At 65.0% G+C, this 23,818-nt stretch carries 24 protein-coding genes; 10 read left to right on the top strand and 14 right to left on the bottom strand.

The window, feature by feature from the left end:
* Positions 1–35: 35 nt before the first annotated feature.
* Both CFE28_04565 and CFE28_04570 read right to left on the bottom strand, forming a co-directional pair.
* On the bottom strand, positions 36–1,031 hold the full coding sequence (locus CFE28_04565; GenBank protein ID OYU71552.1) for an ADP-heptose--LPS heptosyltransferase: 996 nt from the start codon (positions 1,029–1,031) through the stop codon (positions 36–38).
* Positions 1,031–2,200, bottom strand: coding sequence for a glycosyl transferase (locus tag CFE28_04570; protein OYU71553.1), 1,170 nt, complete (start codon positions 2,198–2,200; stop codon positions 1,031–1,033). The genes CFE28_04565 and CFE28_04570 overlap by 1 nt, the downstream gene beginning before the upstream one ends.
* Before the next feature lie 76 nt (positions 2,201–2,276).
* On the opposite strand from CFE28_04570, the gene CFE28_04575 reads away from it, so the two are divergent.
* Positions 2,277–3,020, top strand: a complete 744-nt coding sequence (locus CFE28_04575) for an alpha/beta hydrolase (protein OYU69339.1) — start codon at positions 2,277–2,279, stop codon at positions 3,018–3,020.
* Here CFE28_04575 and CFE28_04580 read toward each other — a convergent pair.
* The 3 genes from CFE28_04580 to glmS all read right to left on the bottom strand — a co-directional run bounded on the left by CFE28_04580 (position 3,017) and on the right by glmS (position 6,648).
* A complete protein-coding gene (locus CFE28_04580) occupies positions 3,017–3,877 on the bottom strand; it encodes an NAD(P)-dependent oxidoreductase (protein ID OYU69340.1) in 861 nt (286 codons plus the stop codon). The two genes, CFE28_04575 and CFE28_04580, sit on opposite strands and share 4 nt — an antisense overlap.
* An 11-nt stretch (positions 3,878–3,888) precedes the next feature.
* Positions 3,889–4,758 (bottom strand): UTP--glucose-1-phosphate uridylyltransferase, encoded by an 870-nt coding sequence (locus CFE28_04585; protein ID OYU69341.1) that lies wholly within the window; start codon positions 4,756–4,758, stop codon positions 3,889–3,891.
* 72 nt (positions 4,759–4,830) lie between these two features.
* Positions 4,831–6,648 carry a glutamine--fructose-6-phosphate transaminase (isomerizing) gene (gene glmS / locus CFE28_04590; protein OYU69342.1) on the bottom strand — a complete coding sequence of 606 codons (1,818 nt, stop codon included), beginning with the start codon at positions 6,646–6,648 and terminating at the stop codon, positions 4,831–4,833.
* Between the two features lie 148 nt (positions 6,649–6,796).
* Between glmS and CFE28_04595 the strand changes: the two genes are divergently transcribed.
* Together CFE28_04595 and CFE28_04600 are read left to right on the top strand one after the other, a co-directional pair.
* On the top strand, positions 6,797–8,149 hold the full coding sequence (locus tag CFE28_04595) for a phosphoglucosamine mutase (protein OYU69343.1): 1,353 nt from the start codon (positions 6,797–6,799) through the stop codon (positions 8,147–8,149).
* 6 nt (positions 8,150–8,155) lie between these two features.
* Positions 8,156–8,719: an N-acetyltransferase gene (locus tag CFE28_04600; GenBank protein ID OYU69344.1), complete on the top strand. Its 564-nt coding sequence runs from the start codon at positions 8,156–8,158 to the stop codon at positions 8,717–8,719.
* Positions 8,720–8,973: 254 nt separating this feature from the next.
* On the opposite strand, the gene CFE28_04605 is transcribed toward CFE28_04600, so the two are convergent.
* The 4 genes from CFE28_04605 to CFE28_04620 all read right to left on the bottom strand — a co-directional run bounded on the left by CFE28_04605 (position 8,974) and on the right by CFE28_04620 (position 13,092).
* A complete protein-coding gene (locus CFE28_04605) occupies positions 8,974–10,278 on the bottom strand; it encodes a UDP-glucose 6-dehydrogenase (protein ID OYU69345.1) in 1,305 nt (434 codons plus the stop codon).
* 26 nt (positions 10,279–10,304) lie between these two features.
* On the bottom strand, positions 10,305–11,807 hold the full coding sequence (locus CFE28_04610; protein ID OYU69346.1) for a phosphomannomutase/phosphoglucomutase: 1,503 nt from the start codon (positions 11,805–11,807) through the stop codon (positions 10,305–10,307).
* A 77-nt stretch (positions 11,808–11,884) separates the two neighbouring features.
* Positions 11,885–12,850 (bottom strand): KpsF/GutQ family sugar-phosphate isomerase, encoded by a 966-nt coding sequence (locus CFE28_04615; GenBank protein OYU69347.1) that lies wholly within the window; start codon positions 12,848–12,850, stop codon positions 11,885–11,887.
* A complete protein-coding gene (locus CFE28_04620) occupies positions 12,847–13,092 on the bottom strand; it encodes a hypothetical protein (GenBank protein ID OYU69348.1) in 246 nt (81 codons plus the stop codon). Before CFE28_04620 ends, CFE28_04615 begins: the two co-directional genes overlap by 4 nt.
* A 113-nt stretch (positions 13,093–13,205) precedes the next feature.
* Here CFE28_04620 and gpmA point away from each other — a divergent pair, with 113 nt between their 5' ends.
* Complete coding sequence (gpmA, locus tag CFE28_04625) at positions 13,206–13,916, top strand: phosphoglyceromutase (protein ID OYU69349.1); 711 nt, start codon at positions 13,206–13,208, stop codon at positions 13,914–13,916.
* Here gpmA and CFE28_04630 read toward each other — a convergent pair.
* Together CFE28_04630 and CFE28_04635 are read right to left on the bottom strand one after the other, a co-directional pair.
* Complete coding sequence (locus CFE28_04630) at positions 13,913–15,472, bottom strand: hypothetical protein (protein OYU69350.1); 1,560 nt, start codon at positions 15,470–15,472, stop codon at positions 13,913–13,915. The two genes, gpmA and CFE28_04630, sit on opposite strands and share 4 nt — an antisense overlap.
* The gene (locus CFE28_04635) at positions 15,469–16,215 is read right to left on the bottom strand and encodes an ABC transporter (GenBank protein ID OYU71554.1); all 747 of its coding nucleotides are present in this window, start codon (positions 16,213–16,215) and stop codon (positions 15,469–15,471) included. The genes CFE28_04630 and CFE28_04635 overlap by 4 nt, the downstream gene beginning before the upstream one ends.
* Positions 16,216–16,351: 136 nt before the next feature.
* Between CFE28_04635 and CFE28_04640 the strand changes: the two genes are divergently transcribed.
* Positions 16,352–16,762, top strand: coding sequence for a riboflavin biosynthesis protein RibD (locus tag CFE28_04640; protein OYU71555.1), 411 nt, complete (start codon positions 16,352–16,354; stop codon positions 16,760–16,762).
* An 8-nt stretch (positions 16,763–16,770) separates the two neighbouring features.
* Here CFE28_04640 and CFE28_04645 read toward each other — a convergent pair whose 3' ends face one another.
* Positions 16,771–17,346: a hypothetical protein gene (locus CFE28_04645; protein OYU69351.1), complete on the bottom strand. Its 576-nt coding sequence runs from the start codon at positions 17,344–17,346 to the stop codon at positions 16,771–16,773.
* Between the two features lie 101 nt (positions 17,347–17,447).
* Here CFE28_04645 and CFE28_04650 point away from each other — a divergent pair, with 101 nt between their 5' ends.
* Together CFE28_04650 and CFE28_04655 are read left to right on the top strand one after the other, a co-directional pair.
* On the top strand, positions 17,448–18,431 hold the full coding sequence (locus CFE28_04650; protein OYU69352.1) for a transcriptional regulator: 984 nt from the start codon (positions 17,448–17,450) through the stop codon (positions 18,429–18,431).
* A gap of 160 nt (positions 18,432–18,591) precedes the next feature.
* Positions 18,592–19,845 carry a hypothetical protein gene (locus CFE28_04655; GenBank protein OYU69353.1) on the top strand — a complete coding sequence of 418 codons (1,254 nt, stop codon included), beginning with the start codon at positions 18,592–18,594 and terminating at the stop codon, positions 19,843–19,845.
* 96 nt (positions 19,846–19,941) lie between these two features.
* Here CFE28_04655 and CFE28_04660 read toward each other — a convergent pair whose 3' ends face one another.
* Positions 19,942–20,400: a heat-shock protein gene (locus CFE28_04660; protein OYU69354.1), complete on the bottom strand. Its 459-nt coding sequence runs from the start codon at positions 20,398–20,400 to the stop codon at positions 19,942–19,944.
* Between the two features lie 192 nt (positions 20,401–20,592).
* Here CFE28_04660 and CFE28_04665 point away from each other — a divergent pair, with 192 nt between their 5' ends.
* The 3 genes from CFE28_04665 (at position 20,593) to CFE28_04675 (ending at position 22,967) form a co-directional block, all read left to right on the top strand.
* Entirely contained in the window at positions 20,593–21,453 is an 861-nt protein-coding gene (locus tag CFE28_04665) for a methyltransferase (protein OYU69355.1), read from the top strand.
* Positions 21,454–21,520: 67 nt separating this feature from the next.
* On the top strand, positions 21,521–21,829 hold the full coding sequence (locus CFE28_04670; protein OYU69356.1) for a sterol-binding protein: 309 nt from the start codon (positions 21,521–21,523) through the stop codon (positions 21,827–21,829).
* A gap of 10 nt (positions 21,830–21,839) precedes the next feature.
* The gene (locus CFE28_04675) at positions 21,840–22,967 is read left to right on the top strand and encodes a lysophospholipase (protein ID OYU69357.1); all 1,128 of its coding nucleotides are present in this window, start codon (positions 21,840–21,842) and stop codon (positions 22,965–22,967) included.
* On the opposite strand, the gene hisN is transcribed toward CFE28_04675, so the two are convergent.
* A complete protein-coding gene (hisN, locus tag CFE28_04680; GenBank protein ID OYU69358.1) occupies positions 22,964–23,773 on the bottom strand; it encodes a histidinol-phosphatase in 810 nt (269 codons plus the stop codon). The two genes, CFE28_04675 and hisN, sit on opposite strands and share 4 nt — an antisense overlap.
* Positions 23,774–23,818 lie beyond the last annotated feature (45 nt).

Here is a 23,818-nt window from a genome sequence, read left to right on the forward strand (position 1 = left end):
CGGCATGCCGTATATGATCCTACCTTGCCATGGGATCAAGTCGCGGCTGCACCCGCGATCAAAGCATTCGCCGCCTGTGCGACCGCAGCCACAGACAAATCTTCCAGAGATGACGATTGCAGCACCACCACATGCCCCCGCGGCGCTGAAAGCATGGGGTCGGAAGCCTGCGAAAACAGGACGATCGTAGGCGCGCCCGTCGCCGCCGCCAGATGCAGGGGGCCGGTGTCGTTCCCGACGATCAGGGCGGCCTTTGAGCCCATGGAGGCAATGCCGGCGAAGTCGGTGCGGCCGGTCAGGTCCCGGGCCTTGACCTCCATGCGCTGGATCTCACGGCCAATGGCGCTTTCCTGAGGGCCGCCAATGATCAGCACGTCATAGCCGCTGGCGTAGAACGCCTTGGCCAGCTCTCCGAACTTCGCCACCGGCCAGCGCTTGTCCAGCCTGTGGGCCGAGCCGCCCGGGATCAGCATGACATAGGGGCGCGGCGCCACCGAGGTTTCCGGCTGGCGGTTGCGGGCGGTGCGGGCGGCGACCCAGCTGAGATCGGGGCCTGGCGCCGTGCCGGACTCTGTCGGCGCGTCCGGCCAGATCCCGGCTTCCTTCAGTTGGTCGGCATGACGCTCCAGGGTGTGCATGGAATTCCGGCGGCTGTTCCGGTGCGGCAGGCTGCAACCGAAGGCAATGCCGGACCAGGCCGGCGGAAACGGCGCCAGAAGGTGGAATATGCGGGCTGAGGCCGATGAGGTCTGAAGGTCATAGACCCGGTCATAACGCGCCCGCTTGAGCCTGGAGCGAAGCCCCAGCCACTCCCCGAAGGTCTCAGGCTTGCCGTCGGTCTCAACTGCGTTGAAGTAGGGGCTCAGCTTGGCAAGGGCCTCATAGGGCGGCGTGGTCAGCAGGGTGATCTGGGCCTTGGGGTGGGCCTCACGGATCCGCTTCATGGCGGCGAGCGCCAGGACGAAGTCGCCAAGCGCCGACAGCTTGATGACCAGAACCCGCTGGATCTCCCTGGCCGGCCTTGGCACCATCATGCTGCCTTTCGAGCCGCGAGGACGCGATCATAGGCCGCCAGGGTCGCGGCGCACATGGCGTCGTTGGAATAAAGCTGGCGCACCCGGGCGGCGCTTTGCGCGCCCATTTCCGCCAGGCCCCTGGGGCCCATGTCGAGGGCGGTTGTCAGGGCGGCGGTCCAGGCCTCGGGATCATCCGGCGGAACCAGCCATCCGGTCTTGCCCTCGACCACGGTTTCGGTGACGCCCCCATGGGCGGAGGCGATCACGGGCCGGCCCATGGCCTGCGGCTCCACCGCCGCCCGACCAAAGGATTCTGGAACCGAGGTCGGCAAGATGGCCAGGTCCGCGAGCAGGAAGGCTGCGGGCATGTCGGTGCAATGGCCGACCAGCCGGACTTCGTCCATGAGGTCCGCCCTGGCGATCGCCGTTTCCAGCTCCTGACGATAGCCCGACCTGCCCTGATCATCGCCTGCGAACAGGATGACGAAGTCACGGCGGCCTGCGGCTTTCATGCGTGCGGCTGCTTCAATGATGGTCAGATGCCCCTTGATCCTGGTCAGCCGCCCGCCCAGCAGGACCTTGGTCCGCCGATCGTCGGGAGAAAGACCCCAGGCATCCTGCAATTGACGTACCCGCTCTGGCGGGACGGCGGAAGGATCAAACCTTGAGAGGTCCACACCCCGCGGAATGGTGACCACCTTCTCCGGCGCGACCCCATGCTCTGCGAACAGATGATCACGGGTGTAGTCCGAATTGGCGATGACCAGATCGCCCCGGGTCATGACGGCGTTGTACCAGCGTTTGAGCGGATTCTGCGCCTTATAGACGCCATGATAGGTCGCCACGAAAGGAATGCCCGTCCGGCGTGCAGCCCAGAGGGCCGAGAACGCCGGCGCGCGGGACCGGGCATGGATCAGATCCACATGGTTTTCGACAATCAGCTTCGCCAGGCGGCGGCTGTTCTGCAGCAGAATGAAAGGGTTCTTGGCGTGAGCAGGCATCTCGAAGAAACGGGCCCCGTCGGCCTTCAGCCTTTCGGTCATGCGTCCCCCGCGGCTGGCCACCAGAGCCTCGCCGCCGGCCTGAACCAGGGCGCGGGCCACGTCGATCGTGGTCTGCTCCGCGCCGCCGGTCTCGAGCTCGGGCACAACCTGAAGGACCGTGAGTTTTCTGGGATTCGCCACAGGAACTGCATAAAGCACGCGCGGTTTGGGTAAACCCTATCTCGACTTCAGGATGTAGAAGTATTATTCTCTCGACATGCGTGAATCTCAAGGATTTCTGGAGCGCCCGGAGGGGCAGCGCCTCGCCTGGCGAAAGGTTTCCGGCCAAGGCCCGACAGTCGTCTGGCTGGGCGGTTTCCGATCGGACATGACGGGGACCAAGGCTCAGGCCCTCGCAGACTGGGCCCGTGAAAGGAACCGCGCCTTTGTGCGGTTTGACTATTTCGGCCACGGCGAGTCCAGCGGCGACTTTGTGGACGGAACAATTTCCCGGTGGCGGGAAGACGCCCTTGCCGTTCTGGACGAACTCACAACCGGCGATGTGATCCTGGTCGGCTCGTCCATGGGTGGCTGGTTGTCATGTCTTGTCGCCCAGGCCCGCCCGGACCGGGTCAAGGCCCTGCTTCTGGTGGCGCCCGCTGCCGACTTCACCAGCAAGCTCATGGCGCCCGAAATGACCGATGCCAACAGGGCGGAAATGGCGGCCAACGGCGTCTGGTTGCGCCCCTCTGACTATGGGGACCCCTATCCGATTTCCAGAGCCCTGCTGGAGGACGGCGAGACCTGGTCCATACTTCCTGGCCCCCTGCACCTGAATGTCCCCGTCTGGATATTGCAGGGAGGGCAGGACGCCGATGTGCCCTGGCGGCATGCCCTGGCGCTGTCCGAAGCCGTGGTCAGCGAGAATTCGGTCTTCACCCTGATCCGGGACGGGGACCATCGGCTGTCGCGACCCCAGGACATTGCGCGTCTGATCGCAGCGCTCGAGGAACTGCCCTAGCCGCCGGCCGCAAGGATGGCGGTCAGGCCCTCACGATAGGTCGGAAAGGCCGGCCGCCAGCCCAGTTCACCCTTGGCGCGGGCGTTCGAGACCCGCTTGGACTCCCCATAGAAGCGTCGCGCCTGGGGCGTCAGGGTCGAAAGATCCAGCAGCTCTTCCGGCGGCGGTTCCAGACCCAGAAGTCCGGCCGCATAGGTCACCACATCACTGTTGGGCGCCGGCTGGTCGTCGCAGAGATTGTAGATCCCGCCGGCCCGGGGCTGGGCGATGGATGCGGCCAGGCCAGCCGCAAGATCGTCCACATGGATGCGGCTGAAGACCTGTCCGGGCGCGATCAGCCGCCTCGCCCGACCCTCCCGCAGGCGGTCGAGGGTGGACCGGCCCAGACCATAAATGCCGGGCAGGCGATGTATGGTGACGGTCAGGCCCATGCCGCGGCCGACCTCCAGCCAGTCCCGCTCGGCCGCCACCCTTCGGGCGCCTTCCAGGGACTGAGCCGCCAGTTGACTGTCCTCGAACACCCAGCCGCCGCCACGATCGCCATAGACGCCGGTGGTCGACAGATAGCCAAGCCAGTCGGGAAAGCCGCCGGTGCGGGCAAGACTGGGGACAATGACCGGCAGGGCTGGACAGCCCTCCGCATTCGGCGGCGCGGTGACCAGGACGGCGGTCGCCTCGGCAAGGGCTGTGTCGAGGGCCTCGTGGTCGGCGACAGGAACAGGTCGTACGCCATCGTCCAGCAGGGGTTGGGCGCTGGTCCGGAAAGTGGCCGAAACGCTCCAGCCCTTGGGGTGCAGCTGGCGCACAAGCGCCCTTGCCGAAAACCCGTAGCCGAAGATGAACAGCCGCCCGGTCATGCCGGACCGCCCTAGAGCAGACCGGTGATCGCCGCCCGCGCCGCGTCGGCAAGGTCGGGACGTGCCAGGGCGAAGGCGACATTGGCCCTCAGCAGACCGATCTTGTCGCCGCAGTCATAGGTGACGCCGTCATATTCCAGGGCGTGGAAGGTCTGGGTGCCCATCAGCTTGACCATGGAGTCGGTCAGCTGGATCTCACCGCCGGCGCCCTTGCCCTGCTCTGCCAGCAGGGCGAAGATTTCAGGCTGCAACACATAGCGTCCCGAGATCAGCAGGTTCGAGGGCTCAGTTCCCAGAGGCGGCTTTTCCACCATGCCGGTCATGCGGTTGAGGCGTCCTTCGCGGCCGTCCAGGGCGACGATGCCGTACTTGTTGGTCTCGCCTTCAGGCGCAGGCTCTACGGCGATGATATTGCCGCCGACCTTGTCATAGGCCTCGACCACCTGGGCCAGGGCCGAGGTCTTCGCCATCATCAACATGTCGGGCAGGATGACCGCAAAGGGCTCGTCGCCGATAATGTCCCGGGCGCACCAGACGGCGTGGCCAAGGCCCAACGGCGCCATCTGGCGCACAAAGCTCATCTCGCCGGGTTTGGGCAGGTCGCGGGTGACGTCGGCCAGGATGTCGGTCTTGCCCTTGGCCGCCAGCTGGGCCTCAAGCTCGATATGGTGGTCGAAATAGTCCTCGATGGCGCCCTTGCCGCGGCCGGTGACGAATACGAAGTGCTCGATTCCGGCGGCCCGGGCTTCCTCGACCACATAGGACAGGATGGGCCGGTCAACGACGTTCAGCAGCTCCTTGGGCGTGGTCTTGCTGCCGGGCAGGACCCGGGTTCCCAGGCCCGCCACGGGCACGACGGCTTTGCGGACGCGTTTGGTCATTTCCAGCACTCCAGATGCGCGCCCCAACTAGATGAGGTGGACGGCTAAATCTACCGCACTTCGCTGCGCGTCCTATTCAACCGTCACGGACTTGGCGAGGTTCCGAGGTTGGTCGACATCGGCGCCCTTTTGCACGGCCACGTAATAGGCCAGCAACTGGATAGGGGCGGAGAAGACCAGGGGCGAGACCAGGTCATCGCTGGTCGGCGCAATGATCACCTTGATCCCGGGTGGGGCGTGTTTGGCGCCCTGTTCGTCGGTGAACAGGATGATCGGGCCACCCCGGGCCATGACCTCGCTCATGTTCGACATGGTCTTCTCGAACAGGTGGTCGGAGGGCGCGATGACGATAACCGGGGTCGCCTCATCGATCAGGGCGATGGGGCCATGCTTCAGCTCGCCGGCGGCATAGCCCTCGGCGTGGATATAGCTGATTTCCTTGAGCTTGAGGGCGCCTTCCAGGGCCAGGGCCGACATGGCGCCGCGGCCGAAATAGAGAACGTCCCGGGCCTTGGCGAGGTCTGGCGCCAGGGCCTTGATGGCGTCTTCCACCTGGATGGACTGGGCGATCAGGCGGGGGGATTCCAGCAGAAGACCCGTCAGGCGGGCTTCTTCAGCCGCGTCGATATGGCCGCGGGCCGAGGCTGCAGCGACCGCCAGGGCCGACAGGGCGGCGACCTGGCTGGTGAAGGCCTTGGTGGAGGCCACGCCGATTTCCGGACCGGCATGGGTCGGGAAGAGGACATCAGCCTCGCGGGCCATGGTGCTTTCATGGACATTGACCACGGCGGCGGTGGTCAGGCCCTGGGACTTGCACCAGCGCAGGCCTGCCAGGGTGTCGGCAGTTTCCCCCGACTGGGAGATGACAATGGCCAGGGTGCCCGGGATCACCGGCGGCTCGCGGTAGCGGAACTCGGAGGCCACATCGATGTCGACAGGCAAACGGGCCAGGGACTCAAACAGATAGCGGCTGATCAGGCCGGCATAATAGGCCGTGCCGCAGGCAATGATCTGGATCCGGGTGACCTTGCTGAAGTCGACGCCATTGGGGGCGGTCGCCTTGCCGCTGACCGGGTCGAGATAGGCCGACAGGGTGTGCTGGCAAGCGTCGGGCTGGTCATGGATCTCTTTCTCCATGAAGTGCCGGTAATTGCCCTTTTCCACCAGGGCCGCCGAGGCCGAGACGATCTTGAGGGGCCGCTGGACGGGCTTGCCGTCCTTGTCGAAGATCCGCGCCGAGGTGTGGTCGATGGCGACATAATCGCCCTCATCGAGATAGGCGATCCTGTTGGTGAAGGGGCCGACCGCCAGGGCGTCGGATCCCAGGAACATCTCGCCCTGACCATAGCCCACCACCAAGGGGCTGCCGCGCCGGGCGCCCAGGATTATGTCGGTCTCACCCTGGATGAGGACGGCTATGGCGAAGGCGCCAGTAAGCCGGTCGAGGGTGGCCTTCAGGGCGGCGAGGGGCTCCAGGCCGGCCTTGAGTTCGGCGTCCAGCAGCTGGGCGATGACCTCGGTGTCGGTGGCGCTTTCGAAGACCCGGCCCTCGGCCTGCAGGTCGCGCTTCAGTTCGGCGAAGTTCTCGATGATGCCATTGTGCACCAGGGTGACCTGGCCGGCCGATTGCGGGTGTGCGTTGGCTTCGTTCGGCGCGCCATGGGTGGCCCAGCGGGTATGGCCGATGCCGACGGTCGCAGTGAGGGGCGACTCGGCCAGGACAGCCTGCAGGGCGGCGATCTTGCCCTTGGCCCGGCGGCGCTGGACCTGACCGTCGACGACCCCTGCAATGCCTGCAGAATCATAGCCGCGGTATTCCAGTCGCTTCAGACTCTCGAGCAGGCGGTCCTGGACCGGGGATGTCCCGACAATGCCGATAATACCGCACATATTTCGCAGTCCTTTTGCGCAAGCTCGAAGCAGGGGTATGTTTAATGACTGCGCCGCGTTTAACATTGGCAAACGCCGCGTCGACTAAATCTGCGTTTCGGATCGTTTCGATCCGCGGTGGCAATCAGGTGGAGTTACCCAGGGTCCCATGAGCAATCGCGCTTATTTCGGCACGGACGGCATTCGCGGCCAGGCCAATACCCACCCCATGACGGCTGAAGTGGCCCTGCGGGTCGGACTGGCGGCTGGCAAGCTCTTCATGTCCCGGGACGACCGCCGTCACATGGTGGTGATCGGCAAGGACACCCGCCTGTCCGGCTATATGGTCGAGCCAGCCCTGGTGGCCGGTTTCGCCAGCGTGGGCATGGATGTCCGCCTGCTGGGCCCCATGCCGACGCCCGGGGTGGCCATGATGACCCGGTCCCTGCGGGCTGATCTGGGGGTGATGATCTCGGCCTCGCACAACGCCTATACCGACAATGGCATCAAGCTGTTCGGACCCAGCGGCTACAAGCTGTCCGATGAGCGGGAGCTGGAAATCGAGGCCCTGATGGACCAGAGCCTGCAGGAGGGCCTCGCAAGGCCCACCGACCTCGGCCGGGTTTCCCGGGTGGACGACAGCCAGGCCCGCTATGTGGAAATCGCCAAGGCGACCTTCCCTCGACGCCTGAACCTTTCAGGTCTGCGCGTCGTGATCGATTGCGCCAATGGCGCGGCCTACAAGGTGGCGCCGACCGTACTTTATGAATTGGGCGCGGAGGTCATTCCGGTTGGCATTTCCCCCAACGGCATGAACATCAATGAAGAGTGCGGCTCCACCCATCCCGAGGCCATGATCCGGGCGGTGAAGGAGTATCGCGCCGACATTGGCATAGCCCTCGACGGCGATGCCGACCGCCTGGTGATCTGTGACGAGCGCGGCCAGGTGGTCGACGGCGACCAGATCATGGCCCTCATAGCCGGCCATTGGGCCACCAGGGACCGGCTGAACGGCGGCGGCATTGTCGCCACGGTCTATTCAAATCTTGGTCTTGAGCGGTTCATGACCGCCCGCGGCCTGACCCTGGAGCGCACCGCCGTCGGCGACCGTTCCGTCATGAAGCGCATGCGCGAAGGCGGCTTCAATGTGGGCGGCGAGCAGTCGGGCCACATCATCCTGTCGGACTTCTCCACAACGGGTGATGGCCTGCTGGCCGCCCTCCAGGTCCTGACCGTGCTCAAGGAGGGCGACAAGCCCATGAGTGCCCTGGCCCGCCAGTTCGAGCCCGTTCCCCAGAAGATGGAGAATGTCCGCTTCGCCTCGGGCAAGCCCCTGGAAACCGCTCCTGTGAAAGCTGCCATTGCGGCGGCCCAGGAGAAGCTGGGAACCTCGGGGAGGCTGGTGGTCCGGGCTTCGGGAACCGAGCCCCTGATCCGGGTCATGGTCGAGGCCGACGACGAAAAGCTGGTCTCTTCCGTGGTCAAGGAAATCTCGGGCGCCGTGAAAAAGGCGGCGGCCTAGGCGGCCATGGAGATTGTCGCCTTCGACAGTCTCGACGAGAGCCAGCTGGACAAGGCCGCAGACATACTGAGGGCAGCTCTGGACGGTCCCTCATACAAGGGGATCGGCGAGGCCGAAGCGCAGGTCCTGACCTTCCTGCAGCGACCGGAACGGTTTGCCCTGGCGGCCGTTGAATGCGAGCGCGTCCTTGGCTGGGTCGGCGGGGTGAGGGGATACTCCCATGCCCTCGAGCTCCATCCCCTGGTTGTTGATCCGGACCTTCAGAGACAGGGAATCGGCTCGGCCCTTGTGAGCGCCTTGCAGGACCGCGCCATCGCCGAGGGCTTTCTGACCCTGCATCTGGGAACTGACGACTGGGTGGGCGGGACGAGTCTGAGCGGCGCTCCACTGTTTCCCGACGTTCTACAGAAGCTCGGGCAGGTTCAGCCGCAGGGCGATGGGCACGCCTATTTCTTCTATCTGAAGCTGGGCTTTGAACCGGTCGGCGTCCTGCCCGACGCCAATGGCCCGGGCCTACCGGACATTCTCATGGCAAAGCCGCTGGTGGAGATAGCCTCCACAAACTCGTGAGACGCCTGACGCACGAGATATCTTTCCAAACTGTAATAATCGTGTCAGCTTCCCTAAATCGCCCCGCTCGACCGGGTCGAAATGATAAAAAATCGGGAGGTTGATATGACGCATGAGATGGCAAATGTGCGCAGTGTGCAGCACAAGAGCGCAAGCTCCATCGCCTGTCTCGCCTTTGTCGCCCTGATGGCGACGGCGTTCTGGGCTGGCGCCCTCTGGGTTGGAAATATCGTAATGCAGCTCTTCGCCGCCGGTTAGGCCCGGCCGATAGACGCGTATTTGAAGCCCCGGCCGCGAACCTCGGCCGGGTTGTAGATGTTGCGCAGGTCGACCAGGGTCGCCGCGCGCATGGCGCCCTTGACCCTGTCCAGGTCCAGCGCCCGGAACTGATCCCATTCGGTAATGATCACCAGCACGTCGGCGCCGTCGGCGGCTGCGTAGGCGTCGTCCTTGAAGGTGACGGCGGGCAGCATGTGACGGGCCTCGTCCATACCCTCCGGGTCGTAGGCCTGAATACTCGCGCCGGCCGCCTGCAGGGCCGGGATGATGTCCAGGGCCGGGGCGTCGCGCATGTCGTCGGTATTGGGTTTAAAGGTCAGACCCAGAACGCCGACCACCTTGCCCGAAAGGTCACCGTCTGCAGCGCCGGAGACCTTGGTCGCCATGGCCTTCTTGCGGGCGTCGTTGATTTCCACCGTGGTCTCGATCAGCCGGGTCGGACTGCCGGCGTCCCGGGCCGTCCGCACCAGGGCCAGGGTGTCCTTTGGAAAGCATGAGCCGCCATAGCCGGGGCCCGCATTCAGGAACTTGCCGCCGATCCGCTTGTCGAGGCCGATGCCCTTGGCCACCTGCTGGACGTCGGCGCCGACTGCTTCACAGAGATCGGCCATCTCGTTGATGAAGGTGATCTTCAGGGCCAGGAAGGCGTTGGCGGCGTACTTGATCAGCTCGGATGTGCGTCGCGAGGTGAAGACGATGGGCGTCTCGTTCAGATAGAGAGGGCGGTAGAGTTCGGTCATGACCGATCGGGCCCGCTCATCGTCCAGGCCCACGACAACCCGGTCGGGGCGCTTGAAGTCCTCGATGGCCGCGCCTTCCCGAAGGAATTCCGGATTGGACACCACGGCGAACTGGGCGTCCGGGCGCCTAGTCCTGATGATCTTCTCGATTTCGTCGCCCGTGCCCACAGGCACTGTGGACTTGGTGACAATGACCGTGAAGCCGTCGATCAGGTCAGCCACTTCCTCGGCGACCGCATAGACATAGGACAGGTCTGCGTGGCCATCGCCCCGACGCGAAGGGGTTCCGACCGCGATGAAGACGGCTTCTGCATTCTTCACCGCGTCGGCCGCCTCGGTGGTGAAGTGCAGGCGTCCGGCCCTGACATTCTGGGCCACCAGGTTTTCGAGACCTGGCTCAAAGATCGGTATTCCGCCGGACTGCAGACGCTCGATCTTGCGGGCGTCCTTGTCGATGCAGGTGACGGTATGACCGAAGTCTGCAAAGCAGGCTCCGCTCACCAGGCCTACATAGCCCGTTCCGATCATGGCAACTTGCATGGCGATCCCTCAGCTGGTCGCAGGCGTCAGATTTCTTGGTTGTAGGCGCCGACCTGAGGCCGCTTGGCCAGGCGGGGCTTAACTTCCCTGTGGAAGAGGTCGCGCATGTCGTCTTCGGAGCGGGTGCTTTCGACAACGACAACGATCTCGGGTTTGTTGGACGAGGCGCGGACCAGGACCCATGAGCCGTCTTCCAGGGCGACCCGGACGCCATTGACCGTGATGACCTCGGAAATCTTCCGGCCGAGAATGGTTCCGCCAGCCTTGGCCAGGGCCTCGTACTCTTCGACTACCCCCTGGACGACGCCGTACTTCTGATCGTCGGGGCAGTGTGGGGACATGGTCAGGGATGTGTAAGCCACTGGCAGGGCGGCCTTGAGGTCGGCCAGGGTCTTGCCGGGATTGCGGTCCAGCATGGCCAGCACCGCCGCCGCCGCCGTCAGGCCGCAGTCATAGCCGCGGCCGAAAGGAGCGTTGAAGAAGAAGTGGCCCGACTTCTCGAACCCGGCCAGGGCGCCGATCTCGGCGGTCTTGCGCTTGATATAACTGTGCCCGGTCTTCCAGTAGACGGTCTTGGCGCCATTGGCCTTCAGCACCGGATCGGTGGCGAACAGGCCGGTGGACTTCACATCGACAATGAAGGTCGCGTCCTTGTTCAGGTCCGACAGGTCCCGGGCCAGCATGAGGCCGATCTTGTCGGCGAAAATCTCCTCGCCGGTATTGTCCACCACGCCGCAGCGGTCGCCGTCGCCGTCAAAGCCCAGGGCCAGGTCGGCGCCGTGCTCTTTCACGGCCTTGGCCATTTCGTGCAGCATTTCGTGGTCTTCGGGGTTGGGATTATAGCGCGGGAAGGTCCAGTCGAGATCGCAGTCCATCTCGATCACCTCGGCCACCCCCATCCGGCGCAGGGCGTCGGGGGCGAAGGCGCCCGCCGTGCCGTTCCCGCAGGCGCAGACCACCTTCAGGGGCCGCTTCAGGGCGATCTTGGCGCCGACGTCGGCGATATAGCGCTCAGCAACACCATCCACGTGGGTCAGGCTGCCGCCCGGGCGGACGGTCCATTTGCCGCCGAGGACGATATCCTTAAGCCGGCCCATCTCGTCGGGGCCGAAGGTCAGGGGCTTCTGGGCGCCCATCTTTACACCGGTCCAACCGTTCTCGTTGTGGCTGGCGGTGACCATGGCCACACAGGGGGCGTCCAGGTCGAACTGGGCGAAATAGGCGGTGGGCGAAAGGGCAAGGCCGATATCCAGCACTTCACAGCCTGAGGCCACCAGGCCGATGGTCAGGGCCTGCTTGATGGACAGGGAATAGGAGCGGAAGTCGTGGCCGACCACGATGCGCTTCTGGCCAAGTTCCTGGATGTAGGTTCCCAGGCCCAGGCCCAGGGCTTCAACGCCAAGCAGGTTGATCTCGGCGCCGAACAGCCAGCGGGCGTCGTATTCCCGGAAGCCTGTGGCCTTCACCAGGGGATAGTTCTCGAAGTCCGGCGTCTGTATCGCCAGTTCGGCGCGGGGGGCGGAAAGCATGGACACTCCGTGGGAAGGACGAATCAACTTGGCCGACCGTCCTCTACAGACGATCCGGGCACAGAAATATGTCGGTTTTACATGACCCCTGCGCGCAGCAGGTCGTGAACGTGCAGTATGCCGACGGGGTTCCCCTCATCGACCACAAACAGCATATGAACGCTGGGGGGCGGATCGGCCATCATGGCCAGGGCTTCAGAAGCCAGCTGCCGGGGCGAGACGATCTTGTTCGGGCCTGGAGTCATCACTTCGCCGGCGGTCCGCGACATCAGGCCGTCCATGTGACGGCGCAGGTCGCCGTCGGTGATGACGCCGATCAGGCGTCCGTCCGGCCCCTGAACGCCAACAATGCCGAAGCGCTTCTCTGTCATGACCAGCAGGGCCTGGGACATGGGCGCGTCCGGACCGATCAGCGGAAGTTCGTCAGCGCCGTGCATCAGGTCGCCGACTGTGCGGAGCATGGCGCCCAGCTTGCCGCCGGGGTGGAAGGTCTTGAAGTCCTTGGCGGTAAAACCGCGCCTTTCCAGCAGGGCGACGGCCAGGGCGTCGCCCAGGGCGATCTGCAGGGTGGTCGAGGTGGTGGGCGCATTGACGTCGCCCGTGGCTTCGGCCGCTTCGGCCAGCAGGAGCTGGATGTCAGCCGCCCGGCCCAGGGCGCTGTCGGCCGATGCTGTCAGGGCGATCACCGGGATCTGGAACCGCTTGGCATAGGCCAGGATATCGGCCAGTTCCCGCACTTCACCGGACTTGGACAGGGCCAGGACCACATCGTCCTGTCCGATCATGCCCAGATCGCCATGGCTGGCCTCATTGGCGTGGACAAAGTGGGCGGGGGCGCCGGTAGAGGCGAAGGTCGCGGCGATCTTGCGCGCCACATGCCCGGACTTGCCAACACCAGTGCAGATGATCCGGCCCCTGGCCCCTGCCAGGACGTCAACGGCCTGGGCAAAGGCTTCACCCAGGGCGCTCGCCTGGAGTTGCAGGGCGTCGGCCTCGGCGGCCAGCACCCGGCGTCCGACGGCTATGGCGTCGAAGTCGCTCATTGGGTGGGGGCCAGGGTCTGCGCCTGCAGATCGATCAGGGCCTGCTTGGCCCGAGCCGCCCGCTCATTGGCTTCCGTCGACTCCTTGGCCATGGCGGCCTTCATCTCAGGAGTCTGCTGCACAGGCGTGTGACCAAAGGGGCCGGGCGAGCGATCGCCAAGGCCCTGCGGCCAGACCATGGCGAGGCTGACCAATCCGATGGTCAGGGCGATCAGGGCCGGGAGAAAGAGTCGATCCAACATGTCGAGGCCGATATAGCCTTTGCGGGGCTTCAGGGCCAGTCGCCCGAAGTCGCGCGGACTTGACGTCTTGTCGCGAGGGTCCTAGCCCGGCCCCGACAAAAGGAGTTCGTCCCTTGCCCACCCTGATCCTGCTGCGCCATGGCCAGAGCCGTTGGAACCTCGAAGACAAGTTCACCGGTTGGGTGGATGTGGACCTTACCCCCGAAGGGGAGGCCCAGGCGCGCAAGGGTGGCGAACTGATTGCGGCGGCGGGCATCCAGATCGACCGTGCCTTTACCTCCGTCCTGACCCGGGCCATCCGCACCCTCTGGCTGGCCCTGACGGCGGCTGGCCAGGTCTATATCCCGGAGACCAAGGACTGGCGTCTGAACGAGCGGCACTATGGCGGCCTGACCGGCCTCAACAAGACCGAGACGGCGGCCAAGCACGGCGCTGACCAGGTGAAGGTCTGGCGCCGGTCCTATGACATTCCGCCGCCGCCCATGGCTGCGGACAGCGAATACGACTTCAGCAAGGATCGCCGCTATGCCGGCGCCGTCCTGCCGGTGACCGAGAGCCTGAAGACCACCCTGGAGCGGGTCGAACCCTATTGGAACGCCGAGATCGCCCCGAAGCTGGCGGCGGGCGAAACCGTCCTCGTGGCCGCTCACGGCAATTCCCTGCGGGCCATCGTCAAGCTGCTCTACAGCATTGCCGACGACGCCATTGTCGGGGTCGAGATCCCGACGGGTAACCCGCTGGTGATCGATCTGGACGCCGGTCTGAAGCCCGTGGCGGCGCGCTATCTTGATGCAGACCGGGCCGAGGCCCTGCCCGCGATCTAGTCCTCGATGGCCCGGGCGATCTGGGCGTCGGACCTGCGCAGCATGAGCATCAGTCCGACCGCCAGCAGGGCAGGCAGGGCGGCCCAGGTAAACCCCAGGGCGGCGAAGGTGGTGGCGAGGCCGATCAGGGCCGCCACGGAGGCCTCCGCCAGGGTCGCGAACCAGGATGACCCCTTGCGCCGACGGAAGTCCTTCCGCTTGCTCGGCTTCTGGTACCAGATATTGATCAGGCCGCAGGTGATGCAGGCCGCAAGGCATCCGATCATGGCGAAGGATCCCGCCACCGGCGAAATCCACACCAGATAGCCCAGCAAGGGGGCAAGGAAGACCAGCAGGGGCAGGTAGGCCGCCGCCAGCTTGGCCCGCCGGAAGACACCCTGGTTTGTCGGTGATCCAGCCAGGAGGTCGTGGGCCTCCTCCGCAGAAATCGTGATCCAGGCCAGTGTGCCCGCAACCTGTCCGGCCATGAAGGCCAGACCGCCCGCGCCTGCGGCCAGGGCAAGGCTGTCAACGCCCCGGGCGCTGCGGATCACGATGATGGCCAGGGGGATCACATAGAGGGTGCGCAGCAGGACGTTGGACACCAGGGCGGCGTCGCGCCAGAGCAAACGCACCTCCTTGCGGAAGGTCGCCCGGAAGGCGCTGGTTTCCCATCGGGCCGCGCGGGCCTTGTTGGGGGCGTTGGCCGTGTCCGCGCCACTGGCCGTGGCGGCGTCCGCGGCGAACCGTGCGCCAAGCCAGGAACTGACCCCGAAGAACAGGATGAGCGCCCCCAGTATGTATCCCAGCAGGACCAGAGGCTCGCCCAGCATGGCCCGCAGGGGAATGTCTGCGCCCGGTGGGAGTTTGAAGGATTCATCCAGGGCCAGTTCCTTGGCCTGGGCCCAGATGCCGTGCGCCTCGGTCCTGCCGAAGAAGGTGTTGATCTGGCTGGCCAGGAAGAAGCCGGCGCCGATGATGGCCGCCATGAACTGTGCGACGGCGCGGGTATGGCGGGCGCCGATCAACCGGAAGAGAAAGGTGCACAGCGCCAGACCAAGGGCCGCAGCCCCCAGGGCGGTTGCGGCCAGGACCAGATAGAAGGACAGCCAGGCCGGATGGCCGATCAGGGCGATGGGGACCAGCAGGGGAGTCGCCATGAGGGCGAAGGTCAGGAAGACCGTCACGGCCAGCGCCATGAATCGCGCGGCCAGGGTCTTCTGCGGTGAGATCGGCGCCGTGAACATCAGATCCAGGTCGCCGCGCTGATAGAGGCTCTCGGTCGCTGAAGACAGGGTCTGCGACACCATCAGACTGGCCACCGCCAGCATGCCGAGATCCGTGATGATGATGTTCAGACGCGAAATCGGCGGCTGATAGTGTTTCAGGGCAAAGCCCAGGGGAACGCCGACAAACAGGGCCAGGAGGCCAATCACCAGGCCTGCAATGACCAGTCCCTGCACCCCGCCGCCGCTGCGGGCGGCAACGGCGCGCCAGGACAGACGCAGTTCATGGAACAGCAGGCCAGCTGTCGTGCCCCTCAGGATCCGTGCGACGCCGCCGCCCTGAGACCTCAAGTGCTGAGGTTCCCTTGGTTGCCGGTGAGTTCCAGGAAGACGTCTTCCAGGGTGCCGCCCTGACCGGCTGTCCTGGCGCGAAGCTCGTCCAGTGTGCCTTCGGCCAGCAGCTTGCCGCCCTGGATGATGCCGATCCGGTCGGCCATGCGCTCGGCGACCTCCAGTATGTGGGTGGTCAGTATGACGGTGGCGCCGGCGGCGACCCTGGCCTGCAGCAGGTCCTTGACCTGACGGGCGACGGCGGCGTCCAGGCCGGTGAGGGGCTCATCGAGGATCAGCAGCTTGGGGTCGTGGATCAGGGCGCCCGCCAGGGCGGCCTTCTGCTGCATGCCCCGGGAAAATCCCTCGCACCGGCGATTGCGATCCTCCCAGAGGCCAAGGGTTCGCAGGAGGTCTTCAGCCCGGCTCGCTGCAAGGGCCGGCGGGACACTCCAGAGGCCGGCGACGAACTCCAGATATTCCAGCGGGGTCAGGCGGTCATAGAGCATGGGCTCGTCAGGAGCCCAGGCAATGACCCGCTTGGCGGCCAGGGGGTCCTTGAGGACATCAATGCCGAAGACCGAGATTGATCCGGAGTCCGGCGCCAACAGTCCGGCGACCATGCGCAGGGTTGTGGTCTTGCCGGCGCCATTGGGGCCCAGCAGGGCGTAGAGTTCCCCGGTCCTGACCACCAGATCCAGGCCGCGCACAGCCGGAGTCTTGAAGCTCTTGTTCAGGTCGCGAACGACCAGGGCATCCACCATTGCAGCCTCTTTGACATTCTTGTCCGAGGCGAACCTGTCGACCCGTCTTCCGGTCATAGCGGCTAATTCTTGACGCAGGCTTGCCAGACCCTGCGGGGGAGGGCGACAAAGAGCCATGGTCAGCGACATTCAAGCCATGCGCCGGGCAATCGAACTGGCGCGCACCCATCTGGGCCAGACGGCGGAAAATCCCTCTGTCGGATGCGTGATCGTCCGTGACGGCGCCATTGTCGGCGAAGGCGTTACCGGAACCGGGGGCCGGCCACATGCCGAGGAACAGGCCCTGGATCAGGCTGGCGACAGGGCCCGGGGCGCCAGGGCCTTTGTCACCCTGGAACCTTGCGCCCACAGGACAACCGGCCGGGTGGCCTGTGCGGACAGACTGGTTTCCGCAGGGGTCCTGGAAGTGGTCGTCGCCTGCCCTGACGCCTCGGTGCATGCGGATGGTCAGGGTCAGGCCAGGCTTGGATCAGCCGGCATTCCTGTCCTGACCGGGCTTCTCGCCGACGAAGCCAGCTTCCTCTATGCCGACTACCGTCCCGCCTGAGGACCTGTTCAGACCCGCGACCAGTCCATGATCCAGTTCTGCGACCAGGTCTTTCCGCCGTCGGTCGAGGTCGCCTGACGCCAACGACAGGTGGTCGTCGAAATCCTGTCCCAGACACCCACCGCCTTGATCGGCTTTCCGTCCATCACATCGTCCGAGACGAAGATTCCTGCGCCGTCTTCGAAGCTCCCGGTCTGGCCTGGCGTTGACAGGACGCCGCTGCGGGCATTGACCCAGAAGTCCGACCAGACCCCGGCCTCCAGATCCAGCAGGCGCAGACCCATGCCGCCAAACTTGCGGACCGGAATGCGCAGATCCTCAACACTGCCCAGTCCGCCCATGATGGCGTTGACCGTCGCTTCGCCGGGAAAGGTCGTCCAGATCCCGTCGCGGATCTGCCGGTTGTGGATGCGCCATTCGCCGGTGAGGAAGTTGAAATCCCCCGGTTTGCCTCGGGTCGGCTTGGCCGGGAGGGCCGGAATGGGGTCGAGGATGAAGTCCTGCCCTGCAGCGGCGATCGGTAGAAATGCAGCTGCGCCGGCTGCAGCGCCCCCATTGATAAGGCGGCGGCGATCTTCATCCATGGTTGGCTCCATTTGATCCGGTGCGCGAATGTGTTCCTGGACTTCGGCCTATCCGCGTAATGCTGACATCAAACGTCAGGTATTTGGCATAGGGTGGAAAAATGCGCGCCAGCCGACTCCTGACCATCCTCATGCGCCTTCAGCTTCGCGGCAGGATCAGCGCCGTGGATCTGGCGCGTGATCTCGAAGTCTCGGTCCGTACCATCTACCGGGACGTCGACCAGTTGAGCGCAGCGGGGGTTCCGGTCTTTTCAGAGCGAGGCCGGAATGGTGGTTTTGAACTGCATGAGGGCTATCGGACCCGGCTCACCGGCCTGACGGAGTCAGAGGCCGAGGCTCTGTTGCTGGCGGGAATTGGCGCGGCGGCGGCAGATCTCGGGATCGGCGAGGCCGCGGCCAGCGCTCAGCTGAAGATGCTGGCCAGCCTGCCGCCGGCTCTTGGCGCCAGCGCACTCAGGGTCGGCACGCGATTTCACCTGGATCCTGATCCCTGGTACAACGGGGGGCAGCTTCTTGAGCACCTTCCATCGCTTGCGAATGCCGTCTGGAAAGACCGAAGGGTTTGTTTCACCTACGAAAGCTGGACTGGCGAGGTCGAGCGTCTCGCCGACCCATGGGGGTTGGTGTTGAAAGGTGGCGCCTGGTACCTGGTCGCGGCCATCAAGGGCGCGCCGCGCACCTACCGGGTTTCCAATATCCGGGCCCTTGAAATCCTGGAGGAAAGCTTTCAGCGGCCAGCGGATTTTGACCTTAAGCACTACTGGTCTGGGTGGGCGCGCGATTTTGAGACCCGCCTCCTGGCAGGACGCGCCACTGTTCAGGTATCTCCCAGAGGCCTGAAGCTGCTCGGGGATGTTGCGCCCCTGCTGGCCGCATCCATCAGCAAATCCTCGAGCCCATGCGAGCCGCCTGGCTGGGTCGAGGCAGAGATACCTGTAGAAGCAGAAGACTACACAGCTCGCCTGCTCTTGAGGCTTGGTCGTGATGTGCTGGTCCGCTCACCGCAATCCCTCCGCATGACTATTGCGCAGGAGGCTGAAGCGGTTGCGCAGTTGTATGCCAGGGACAACCTGGAGGATCGTTGAAAGGTAGTCCCTGCGCCCGTGGGGCCCCATATGCTTTCCGCGAGATTTACTCTTCCTGTGGGGAAAAGCGAAACCCTGTGATGGCATTTTCCGCAACCGGCCGGGCTGCGTCTTCGACGTGGCGACGTGCCCGGAAGTTTGGTTGCAAGGCTTTCCCGAAATGTCCCTCTCCCTGGCGTCCCCGCGCGCTGTCGAAAAGCTGGATCAAGCTGCCGTCGACGAGATCTGCGCGCGGCATGAACGCATGTGCGCCGCCCGGCCCGGAGGCATTCGGGCCAACTTTGCGTGGAAGGACCTGTCGGACACCGACCTTCGCGGTCGCAACCTCACGGATGCTGATCTGACGGGCGCAATTCTGAAGGGCTGCCTGCTGCAGGGCGCCCGGCTCGAGCACGCCATACTCTACGGGTGTGATCTGAATGGCGCCCATCTCAGCGGCGCTCTCCTGAAGCGGGCGGACCTGCGCTCGGCCAATCTCAGTCTGGCCAACCTGGCTGGGGCTGACCTTTTTGAAGCCGACCTCCGGCCAGGAGCTGTCCTGTCCGGAGAAGGGTCCAAGAGCCTGCGCCTCTATGATCCCAAAGCCGAGGAAGCCGGAACGAGGATCGCCGTATTCGCCGGCGCCAACCTGCAGGGCAGCCGTCTCTCAGGGGCGGTCAGTGTCGCCGCCGATTTCAGCAATGCGCTCATGCGCGAAGCCAAGCTGGTGAAAGCCAATTTCCAGCGCACCTCCATGGTTGGCGCAGACATGACAGGCGCTGATCTTTCCCATGTCGACTTCGAAGGCGCTGATCTCAGCGGGGCGGTGCTGTTTGGCGCCGAGACAAGATCCTGGAATGTCCGCAGCGCAAACCTGTCGGGCGCCCTGCAGAACTCCCAGCAGATTGATCCTGCCGCCCGGGACGCCTGGACCGCCATGATGACGGCCCATGCCCAGTGGTGCGAGACCGGTGGGAAACGGGGCAGGCCGGCCATTCTCAATCACGCCAATCTCAACGGCCTGGGCTCGATCTCCGATCAGAACCTGACGGCGGTGTCCGCCAAGGGCGCGGTGTTCTCCGGCCTCGACATGCGAGGGGCCCAACTGCAGGGCGCCAACCTTGAGGGCGCCGATCTTCGCGGCTGCAATCTGCAGAAGGCCGATCTGCGCGGCGCCAGGCTTGCGGGCGCGAAGCTCTCCGGCGCTGACCTGAGGCATGCCGCCCTCGGCCCCCTCTATCTCTCGGGAGGGCGGGTCATTGCCTGCGACCTGTCGGGCGCAAACCTGCGACATGCAGACCTGTCCTTCGCTGACCTGCGTCACGCCAAGCTCCTGGGCGCAGAATTGTCCAGGGCGGATTTTACGGGAGCAGACCTGACCAAGGCGGAACTGGCTGGCGCGGCCCGGCAAGGCGCCAAGGGGCTCAGGGTCTAGAAGCTCCTCCTGAACAAAAAAGGGCCGACGCTACGCAGCGCCGACCCTTTCAGAGACCGCCCAGAGGGGGAGGCTAGGCGGTCTTCAAATACGCCGTCAGGCGGCCTTTTCACCTTCAATCAAGGTGGCGGAGGCCGGGGTTGTAACGATGTCGATCCGGCGCGGCTTGAGCGCCTCGGGGAGTTCGCGCTTCAGATTTACCGACAGCAGGCCGTCGGCAAGCCCGGCGTCGGTCACCACAACGTAGTCCGCCAGCTGGAAGCGGCGCTCGAAGTCGCGCTCGGCCAGTCCGCGATGCAGGAAGCGCCTTTGCTCGTCATTGGCCGCCTTGCGACCCTGGACGGTGAGCAGGTTCTCCTTGACCTCGATGTTCAGTTCTTCGGGCTTGAAGCCGGCGACGGCCAGCTCAATCCGGTAAGCGTTCTCGTCGGTCCGCTCGATATTGTAGGGCGGGTAGCCGGAAGCTGAGTCCGCCGTGGCGGTTTCAAGTTGCTGTGCCAGGCGATCAAAGCCGACGACGGAGCGATAGAGTGGGGAAAAGTCGATCGTACGCATCTTGGGTAACATCCTTCTTTACCAAGCAAGGTTGAATGCGAAACGGTCGCGAGCCGAAGCCTCGCGGGGTCTCGGAAGGCCCGGAATTCCAGCGCCTTCGGAGTAGAGATGGGCGAGGCGTCCACGGTTTCAAGGGCGCCGGGAGACCGATTTTTGACCCGGTCGCCGCATCGCGCTAGGCCAGATCCCACCATGCGGAACGACCGGTCCATTTCCCGAAGGATGTTGCTCACTGCCGGGCTGGCTCTGGCGGCCTGCGCGCCGGGGCGGACATCCGTGCGACACCCCATGACCCTTACCCAGGCCATTTCCGGCAACTGGCGCACCGCCGCCGACCAGGCCCGCGATATCTGGCGTCACCCGCTGGAGAGCCTGCAGTTCTGGGATCTGAAGTCGGACGCCACTGTCGTGGAATTCTGGCCAGGAGCAGGCTGGTACACCGAGATCCTCGCGCCCTACCTTGCTGCAAACGGAGGCAAGCTCTATGCCGCCGACCTCCAGACCGACAATCCTGACGACCCGGCCGCCGGCCAGATCGTGAACGCCTATCTGCAGAAACTCAGGCGAAATCCTGACCTTTATGGCGATGTGGAGATTACGACCTTTGGCGCCACCAGCGGTCCCGTGGCGCCGCCCGGCTCCGCTGACCTGGCCCTCTTCCTGCGCAATCTGCACAACTGGATGGCGGCCGGAATCGCCGAAAAGGCTTTCCACGACGCCTTTGAAGCCCTGAAGCCTGGCGGGGTCCTGGGGGTTGAAGAACACCGGGCCGTTCCTGGATCGACCCCGGACATTCTGGCGTCGGACGGCTATGTCCTGCAGTCCCTTGTGGTGCAGATGGGGCAGGAGGCGGGTTTCCTGTTTGAGACCGCCAGCGAGATCAACGCCAATCCCCTCGACACCAAGGATCATCCTTTCGGCGTCTGGACCCTGCCGCCTGTCCGAAGGACCTCCTTGCGGGGTCAGCCTGCCGATCCGACCTTCGACCGGGCCAGGTATGATGCGATTGGCGAGAGCGACCGCATGACATTGCGCTTCCGCAAGCCCGGGTGACCCAGGGGCGGCGTTTACAAGCGCGGCAGGTCAGGCGACATTGGCCCAGCACGAGCGGCGGGGACCCATGGCGAGCCTGGAAGAATTGACGGCCAAGATTGCAGGGGTCCTGGGACCAGACTCGGGCCTTGGCAAGTCCTTCAAGATCGACCTGAAGGGCGAAGGCTTCATCCACATCAGCGAGACCGGCGTCACCAATGACGACCTGCCAGCCGATCTGACCGTCAAGGTCAGCCGAAGGGATCTGGAGGCCATGGGCAAGGGCCAGCTCAATCCCATGACTGCCGTCATAACCGGACGCCTCCAGGTGTCGGACATGTCCCTGGCCATGTCGCTTCAGCCTCAGATGCAGGCCCTCTTCGCCAAACTGGCATAGGAATTCGAACATGTTGCTCGCTCCCCTGGTCTCCATCCCCCAATCGCCAATCCCCCCAGGCGGCGGCGCTGAATGGGTTTCCGGCAATGGTGGCGCCCAGCTTCGGGCGGCCCTCTTCACCCCGAAGGGCAAGGCCCGAGGTTCGGTGGTGCTGTCCACCGGGCGGACCGAGGCGATTGAAAAGTATTTCGAGGTCATCACCGACCTGCTGAACCGCGGGTTTGTTGTCCTGTGCCAGGAGTGGCGGGGCCAGGGCCTGTCCCATCGTGACCTTCCCGACCGGCTCAAGGGTCACGCCAAGGGCGTACAGCCCTATGTGGATGACTATGCAGCCATTCTGGCGGCATTCGAGGCCCGTTTGCCCAAGCCCTGGCTGGCCATCGGCCATTCCATGGGCGGCTGCCTGACCCTGATGGCCCTGGCCAGGGGGCAGTCGCCCAGGTTCGCCGGCGCCGTATTGTGCGCGCCCATGCTGGGGGTTCGCGCTCCGCCCATGGCGCGGCTCCTGGTCGCGGTAAACATGCTGCTGGGCAAGGGATCCGAATATGCCCGCCAGCCAGTGGGCAATCCCTATGAGGAAGCCTTCGAAGGCAATGTCCTGACCCATGATCCCGTCCGGTTCGCCCGGGGGCGGGCCTTGATCGCCGCCAATAACGACCTGGCGCTTTCGGCGCCCACCTGGGGGTGGATGGATTTCGCCCTCACTGCGACCCGTTATCTGGGCGTGAAATCCAATCTGCAGGGGGTGAAGATCCCGGTGGTGATCGTTTCGGCGGCGGACGACAAGCTGGTGACCGACACCGCCCAGCGTCAGGCCGCGGCGGATCTGCCCGATGGCAAGTTCGTCAGCGTCGCAGGCGCCGAGCATGAAATCCTCATGGAGACCGATGACCTGCGCGACCAGTTCTGGAGGGCGTTTGATGCGCTCGCGGACCTGGTGGCGCCAAAGCCCGCGGTGGCGGCTCCGAAGGCGGAAGCCAGGCCTGCTGCGGTCAAGTCGCCTGCAAAGCCGAAGTCTGTCGCAAAGGCGGCTCCCAAGCCCAAGGCTGAAGCAGCTCCAACGTCAAAGGCCAAGGCGGCTCCCAAGGCTGCGGTCAAGAAGCCCGCAGCCAAGGCGGCGCCGAAGAAAAAGGCCTAGTGGGCGGCAGGCCCGACCAGGGCCAGGGCGGCTTCCAGGCAGCGGCGGTCGCCGGCTATGGCGACCTGGCCGCCGTACTGGCCAACCGGCGCGCCCCGCCAGTCCGTCACCATGCCGCCAGCGCCCTCCATCAAGGGGATGGCGCTTTCAATATCCCATGACTTGAGGCCGGCTTCGAGGACAAGGTCCAGGGTCCCGGCCGCCACCATGGCGTAGGCATAGGCGTCGCAGCCGAACCTCGCCAGTCGAGCGGCCGCGCGCACCTGCTTCCAGACCTCCAGTTCCGGCGGCTTGAAGCATCCGTCCGGGTCGGTGGTGGCGATGACGGCTGACTTCAGCCCATCGCAGGCCCGGACCTTGAGGGGCCGGACGCCATCTCTGGACACCATGCGGGAACCGCCAGCATGGCCGATATAGATCTCGCCGATATAGGGCTGGCCAATGGAGCCAAGGACGGGTTTTCCCTCGTGCCGCAGACCGATCAGGGTGGTCCAGACCGGCAGGCCGGCGATGAAGGCCCGGGTGCCGTCAATGGGATCGAGGACCCAGACGAACTCGGCGTCCGGCCTGTCCTCGCCATACTCCTCGCCAATGACTCCATGCTCGGGAAAGCGCTGGGAGATCACCTTGCGGATGGCGGCTTCGGCGCCCTTGTCGGCGACCGTCACCGGATCAAACCATCCTGCATGCCCCTTGTCCTCCAGGCCGTGATCGGCGCGGAACAGGGGAGCAATGACCTCTGCCGAAGCGGCGTTCAGGTCGAGTAGCAGGTCATCAAGGACCGCGAGGCGCTGGGGCGTGAGCATGTCCTGCTCTACCGCGTCGCGCCCCGGAAGTGAAACCCCCCGCCG

It is taken from the genome of Alphaproteobacteria bacterium PA2 (assembly GCA_002256425.1).
Classification (GTDB): Bacteria; Pseudomonadota; Alphaproteobacteria; order Caulobacterales; family Caulobacteraceae; genus Phenylobacterium.